General features: G+C 45.4%; 6 protein-coding genes and 1 tRNA gene. 6 read left to right on the plus strand and 1 reads right to left on the minus strand.

The window, feature by feature from the left end:
- Positions 1–82: 82 nt before the first annotated feature.
- Positions 83–574: a YchJ family protein gene (locus tag H579_RS0121190; RefSeq protein WP_028302323.1), complete on the minus strand. Its 492-nt coding sequence runs from the start codon at positions 572–574 to the stop codon at positions 83–85.
- A gap of 48 nt (positions 575–622) precedes the next feature.
- On the opposite strand from H579_RS0121190, the gene msrA reads away from it, so the two are divergent.
- The 6 genes from msrA to H579_RS0121220 all read left to right on the plus strand — a co-directional run bounded on the left by msrA (position 623) and on the right by H579_RS0121220 (position 6,407).
- Positions 623–1,252, plus strand: coding sequence for a peptide-methionine (S)-S-oxide reductase MsrA (msrA, locus tag H579_RS0121195; protein WP_028302324.1), 630 nt, complete (start codon positions 623–625; stop codon positions 1,250–1,252).
- A 196-nt stretch (positions 1,253–1,448) separates the two neighbouring features.
- The gene (locus H579_RS0121200) at positions 1,449–3,002 is read left to right on the plus strand and encodes a sigma-54-dependent transcriptional regulator (protein WP_028302325.1); all 1,554 of its coding nucleotides are present in this window, start codon (positions 1,449–1,451) and stop codon (positions 3,000–3,002) included.
- Positions 3,003–3,221: 219 nt separating this feature from the next.
- Complete coding sequence (gene uvrY / locus H579_RS0121205; RefSeq protein ID WP_028302326.1) at positions 3,222–3,866, plus strand: UvrY/SirA/GacA family response regulator transcription factor; 645 nt, start codon at positions 3,222–3,224, stop codon at positions 3,864–3,866.
- Positions 3,867–3,868: 2 nt separating this feature from the next.
- A complete protein-coding gene (uvrC, locus tag H579_RS0121210; protein WP_028302327.1) occupies positions 3,869–5,692 on the plus strand; it encodes an excinuclease ABC subunit UvrC in 1,824 nt (607 codons plus the stop codon).
- Between the two features lie 7 nt (positions 5,693–5,699).
- Positions 5,700–6,248: a CDP-diacylglycerol--glycerol-3-phosphate 3-phosphatidyltransferase gene (gene pgsA, locus H579_RS0121215; RefSeq protein WP_028302328.1), complete on the plus strand. Its 549-nt coding sequence runs from the start codon at positions 5,700–5,702 to the stop codon at positions 6,246–6,248.
- An 83-nt stretch (positions 6,249–6,331) separates the two neighbouring features.
- Positions 6,332–6,407: transfer RNA gene (locus H579_RS0121220), tRNA-Gly, on the plus strand.
- The last annotated feature ends 5 nt before the right edge of the window (positions 6,408–6,412 follow it).

Raw genomic sequence — 6,412 nt, forward strand, 5'->3', positions numbered from 1 at the left:
CGTTTGAGTGTTGGATTAGGTTGTATAGTAATAACGGAGCATAAGCTCCGTTTCTTGTTTCTGAAAGATAACAGAGTTCTAACTACTGGTTCATACAGCACTTTTTAAATTTCTTGCCGCTACCGCATAAACAAGGATCGTTTCGGCCTTGGCTTTTCTCAGCTGGAGGAGTGTACTCCTTGCCATGCACAAAATACCAGCGCCCTTCTTCAAGGATAAACTGTGAGTCTTCCGAGTGATTGATAATACCGGATTTCTGGCGGTAACGGGCCGTAAAACAAACACGGCCTGAATCTCCTTCGTGACTTTCTTCGTATATCTTAAGGCCTAGCCATTCCGAGTCTTGTGCCCATTTTTTCAGGTCTTCAAAGTCATAGCGGCTGCGCATAGCTGGTTGCGTTGTTTGTTCCAGATAATCCATATTGGTTTGTGTGTAAGCGGTATAACGGGAACGCATTAACTGACCTGGAGTCTCAGGTAACTGTTCTCCAGAAATAAAAGGGGCGCAACATCGATCAAAATTTTGTCCTGATTGGCATGGGCAGGTTGTCTGATCATTTAACACTAGACTCATATCACTATCTCGTTTCAATTTTTTGCAAATCATACTGGAGTCTGATTCATGTTTCACATAGAAAAAACAAAAATGGTGACCAGAGAGGCCGCTCTGCCGGGCCGAGGTGCTTATCCGTTTCAACTGGTTGAGCATGCCCTCTTCTCTGTACCGCTAGCCGATTTTGAGCATTACCCTCATAAGCTGCTGGTTGGAATGGGGTGCTTCTGGGGGGCAGAGCGTTTGTTCTGGCAACAAAAAGGGGTGTTGCTGACTGCTGTTGGTTACAGTGGTGGTTATACGCCTTATGCCAGCTACGATGAGGTTTGTAGCGGACAAACCGGGCATGCAGAAGTGGTTGCTATAGCTTATGATCCCAATCAGGTCACATTGGAAGCGTTGCTGGCAATGTTCTGGGAAAATCACGATCCTACTCAAGGAATGCGCCAGGGTAACGACGTAGGGACTCAGTATCGCTCAGCTATTTACCTGTTTAATGAGGCTGATAAAGCCGTTGCTTTAAATAGTCAACGGCAGTTTCAGGCTGGCTTGGCTGCTCAGGGTTATCCTGAGATCAGCACGGAAATTGAATTAGCAAAAGAATTCTACTTTGCAGAACCCTATCATCAGCAGTATCTGGAAAAGAATCCAGGGGGCTATTGTGGCCTGAAAGGTACTGGTGTCAGCTGTATTTTATAAAATACGGTTATTCTGAGAAAAGGTATATCCACAGTGGTATGCCTTTTTTGTCCTTATGATTTAGTTTTTTTGTCTGTCATTGTTTGATTAATGGGTTTTTTCTAATGTGTAATGTCTTTTAGCAAGCAAAAGATGTTTTTCTTGGTCATAGTGTATAAAATGATTTACACAATGAGAAAAAGAGTGATCAACACCTATGCGCTTAGAGATCGTTTGTCAAAATCGTGTCGGTATTATGCGGGATATTCTGGAAGTTTTTGTTGAATTCCGTATTAATGTGGTAAGGGCAGAAGCAGGTGGTGAAAAGGTTAATGCAATCTATCTGTATACACCTGGTATGCTGAATATGCAGCTGCAAAGCGTGCGTGTCCGATTGGAAAAGATTGCTGGTGTTTATAAAGTACGTCGTATCAACCTGATTCCCAGTGAGCGGCGCCACTTTGAGTTGGATATCTTGCTTCAATCATTGGATATTCCCGTGCTTTCCGTAGACAGTGATGGCCGTGTTGTAGTGGCTAACGTGGCTTCGGGTCGAGTACTGGGTGTTAGGGTTGATGAAGCGCCCGGTATGTCTCTAAGCAAACGCATTAAAAATCTCGAGTTGGAAACATTGTTACCTAAGCTGGAATCTCGCCTTAATGGTGTGCGGGTCGAGGTGCGTGGGGATGTCTACCTTGCAGATATCAGCCCTATTTATCTGGAAGATAAGCTATTGGGGAAAGAGGCGGCAGGTGCTGTGATCTCTTTGCATCCGGTTGAATCTTTGGGAGCTAAGTTATATGCCATCCAGAAACCGGAAGATTATGGCTTTGATGCATTGCAGATTCAGGCTCCAAAGATGATGACGTTGATTCGGGAAGCTAAGCGAATGGCCCCCCTTGATGCCCCCTTGCTGATTCAAGGAGAAACGGGCACAGGTAAGGAGATGCTGGCCAGAGCCTGTCATCTGAGTAGCCCTCGTGGCAGAGCGCCTTTTATGGTACTGAATTGTGCAGCCTTACCTGATAATTTGGCTGAGAGTGAACTGTTTGGCTATGCGCCGAAGGCATTTGAAGGGGCTCGCAATGAGGGTAAGCTGGGATTACTGGATCTTTCTAACAGCGGCACGATTTTCTTGGATGAAGTTGGGGAGATGAGCCCGCACTTACAGGTTAAGTTGTTACGTTTTCTTCAGGATGGCCGCTTTCGTCGGGTGGGAAGTGATGATGAAATTCAGGTGGATGTCCGTGTTATCTGTTCGACTCAGAAAGACCTGTCGGAGTTATGTGATCAGGGTGGTTTTAGAGAGGACTTGTTTCATCGTTTAAATGTGTTAACCCTTTCTATTCCCGCTCTGAGAAGCTGTAAAGAAGGCATTCTTGATTTGAGTCGGCGCTTTATTGACAGAGCGTGTCAGCAGATAGGTTGTGAGCTGCCTGCAATGAGTAGTGAGGTTGAAGCTTTACTGAAAAACTACCATTGGCCTGGCAATGTACGTCAACTTGAGAATGTGCTTTATCAGGCGGTTTCCATCAGTGATGGTAAAAAAATCGCAACGTCTGATATTCGTCTACCAGCCCTGCACTCAGGTATGAGCAGTGAATTGGATATGACTGGAAGCTGGGGGGAGATTACCGGGCGTATCGAAAGGCAGATTCTGGCTACACTCTATCCAGATTACCCTAGTTCACGACTGTTAGCTAAACGTTTGGGGGTTTCTCATACCACTATCGCTAACAAACTGCGCCAGCATGGGATCGGTAATCAATAATATTTGGAGCTTGCCTGGCTGGTTCAAGAGAAAGTATTGTTAAGTTGAGCTTTCTTTTCGCTATGGCTTAACATATATTTCATTCATGCAGTGAAGTCGGGTAGTTAATTTTTATTCACGATTGTGTGCAAAAAATAAGATAACGTCATTGCAGTTCATTTATTCGGGTGTTATCTATAAGCCTATGTTTTCAAAATATTTGTTCCAGTTGAGGTCCGCATGGTTAAGCTGCTAATTGTTGATGATCATCATATTGTGCGAGCAGCAGTGTCTAAAATGTTGGCGGATGAAGATTGGATTGATATTGTCGGAGAAGCTGCCAGTGGTGAAGATGCTGTGCAGATGGTGCGTGAAACCGAGCCTGATGTTGTTCTTATGGATATTAAGATGCAGGGCATCGGCGGTTTGGAGGCTACCCGTAAGATTGTACGTATGCATCCGGAATGTAAGGTGATCGCGTTATCCGCTTTGATTGAAGAGACTTATGCGGTGCGTTCTCTTGAGGTGGGAGCATCAGGCTATCTGTCAAAAGGCACGGATCCTGCTGAAATGGTTCAGGCGATCCGTCAGGTGAGCCGTGGCCAGAACTATATCAGCTCAGAGGTGGCTCAGAAGGTGGCGCTTAAGCAGATGATGCCGGGTAACCAGAACCCCTTTGATATTTTGTCTGACCGCGAATTGCAGATTGCTCTGATGGTAGTTAACTGCCATAAAGTGAATGAAATATCGGACAAACTGTTTCTGAGTCCTAAGACAGTGAATACCTACCGTTACCGAATTTTCGATAAGTTAAAAATTTCCAGTGATGTTGAGTTAACCCATCTGGCGATCCGACATAATATGCTGGATACTGAATCTATCTAGGCATGTCCAGTTTTGATGCAAAAGCCTTCCTGAAAACTCTATCAACTCATCCAGGTGTTTACAGGATGTATGATGAGCAGGATGAACTCCTGTATGTTGGTAAGGCAAAGAATCTAAAAAATCGAGTCAGTAGCTATTTTCGTAGCAGTGGTCTGAGTATGAAAACTCAGGCTCTGGTGCAACAGATAGCCCGTATTGAATTTACAGTCACTGCCAGTGAAACTGAGGCTCTGCTGCTGGAGCAGACTCAGATTAAACAGTATCGTCCTTCATTTAATATCCTGATGAGGGATGATAAATCCTACCCTTATATCTTTATCAGCAGTGGCGACTATCCTCTGATTGAGTATACCCGGGGGAAGAAAAAACGTTCGGGGCAGTTTTTTGGTCCTTACCCTAATTCTGGGGCTGTCAAAGAAACACTGAACCTGATTCATAAGGTATTTCGTCTCAGGCAGTGTGACGACAACTTCTTTAATAATCGCAGTCGTCCATGTTTGCAGCATCAGATTGAGCGCTGCAGTGCTCCCTGTGTTGATCTGATTAGTCTTGAGGATTATCAGCAGGATGTGGCTAAGGCCAAGCTCTTTCTGCAGGGGCGTAGCGATGATCTTCTGGAGCAGATTCAGTCACAGATGGACTCAGCGGCAGCAGGTTTAGAGTTTGAATTGGCTGCTCATCTGCGCGATCAGCTTATTCAGCTGCGAAAGGTACAGGAACAGCAGTACGTTTACGGTGAGCAGGGAGACGCAGATGTTTTTGCTTTGGTCTCTCGTCCAGGTGGTTTGGCTGTGTCAGTGCTGTTCGTGAGGGCCGGACGGGTGTTGGGTTCCCGGCATTATTTTCCCAGTGACCAGTTGTCAGAGAGTGATTCTGAGACATTATTGGCTTTTATCAGTCAATATTATTTGGCGGGTAATCATCGTGAAGTACCCTCAGAAGTGATTTGTAATCTACAGTTGCAGGATACGGACTCTTTGGTGGATGCGATTCACAGTCTCTACTGTAAAAAAACGCAGCTCAGTAGTAATGTTCGCTCTCACAGGGCACGTTGGCTGCAGTTGGCGACCACTAATGCAGAGCAGGCTCTGATCAGTCATTTGGCCCGCAAAGGCACTTTGGAAGGGCGTTTTAAGGCACTGAGAGAAACATTGGGGCTGAATTTTACTCCAGAGAGACTGGAGTGTTTCGATATCAGTCATAGCGCTGGTGAGTCTCCAGTGGCTTCTTGTGTTGTATTAGGCAGAGATGGCCCCATTAAGAGTGAGTACCGAAAGTTTAATATCGAAGGTATTACTCCTGGGGATGATTATGCGGCGATGAAGCAGGCGCTTACCCGCCGTTATAAGAGATTGGAAAGTGGTGAGGGTAAAAAGCCGGATATTTTGGTTTTAGATGGCGGCAAGGGGCAGCTGACTCAGGCGCAGCAGGTTTTTGCAGAATTGAAGGTGACAGGTGTTACCCTGTTGGCTGTATCAAAAGGTGCGACCCGAAAACAAGGGTTTGAAACTCTTTACTTGGAAACCAGTGATCAGGTGTTTGATCTTTCGGGAGACTCAAAAGCGCTGCATTTGATTGAGCAGGTGCGTGATGAAGCCCATAGGTTTGCGGTTACCAGTCATAGACAAAGACGTGATAATAGCCGTAAACGCTCACGTTTCGAATCGATTCCAGGTATAGGGCCGAAACGGCGTCAGGCTATTTTGAGATACTTTGGAGGCCAGAGAGAAGCGTTGAACGCCAGTATGCAGGAATTGTCAAAAGTGCCAGGCATTAGTGCCAGTCTGGCCGAACAAATTTATTATCATTTACACCCGGAACAGTAGTTAGTACATGAAACTTCCCAATCTACTCACGATTCTTCGTATTTGTCTTATTCCTTTGATAGTGCTCTTTTTTTATCTTCCAGTTGAGTATAACTTCTATTATTCAGCGGCATTGTTCGCTTTGGCAGCCTGGACTGATTGGCTGGATGGTTATTTGGCCCGTAAATGGAATCAAACTACTCGTTTTGGTGCTTTTTTAGATCCCGTTGCAGATAAGTTAATGGTTGCCGTTGCCCTGGGTTTGTTGATTGAAGCTCATGGCTCCTGGCTCATGACCGTGCCCGCCCTGGTAATTATTGGGCGTGAAATTATTATTTCTGCTCTCAGGGAGTGGATGGCGCAAGTTGGCGAGAGAACAACTGTTGCAGTATCGTCTGTTGGAAAGTGGAAAACAGCGTTCCAAATGCTGGGTATTTTTGTTTTATTGGCAGTGCCCGCAGGAACGACTATAGCTTATGCGGGGGTCGCTGTGTTGTACGTCTCCGTAATTCTAACGATCTGGTCAATGGTTTTGTATCTGAACGCTGCGTGGCCGGCACTGAAAGCAGGTATGTAGGCTAACCTAATGATTTTTTTTGGATTTTTTGAATAAAAGTATTGACGGTAATGGAGACATATATATAATACGCTCCAAGTTTTGCGGGAATAGCTCAGTTGGTAGAGCACAACCTTGCCAAGGTTGGGGTCGCGAGTTCGAATCTCGTTTCCCGCTCCAAACTT

The sequence above is a fragment of the Oceanospirillum beijerinckii DSM 7166 genome (assembly GCF_000422425.1).
GTDB lineage: Bacteria > Pseudomonadota > Gammaproteobacteria > Pseudomonadales > Halomonadaceae > Oceanospirillum > Oceanospirillum beijerinckii.

Bases quoted from the DNA above. Each gene is read 5' to 3' on its own strand.
- H579_RS0121190 (WP_028302323.1), bottom strand. From the start codon at position 574: ATGAGTCTAGTGTTAAATGATCAGACAACCTGCCCATGCCAATCAGGA.
- msrA (WP_028302324.1), top strand. From the start codon at position 623: ATGTTTCACATAGAAAAAACAAAAATGGTGACCAGAGAGGCCGCTCTG.
- H579_RS0121200 (WP_028302325.1), top strand. From the start codon at position 1,449: ATGCGCTTAGAGATCGTTTGTCAAAATCGTGTCGGTATTATGCGGGAT.
- uvrY (WP_028302326.1), top strand. From the start codon at position 3,222: ATGGTTAAGCTGCTAATTGTTGATGATCATCATATTGTGCGAGCAGCA.
- uvrC (WP_028302327.1), top strand. From the start codon at position 3,869: ATGTCCAGTTTTGATGCAAAAGCCTTCCTGAAAACTCTATCAACTCAT.
- pgsA (WP_028302328.1), top strand. From the start codon at position 5,700: ATGAAACTTCCCAATCTACTCACGATTCTTCGTATTTGTCTTATTCCT.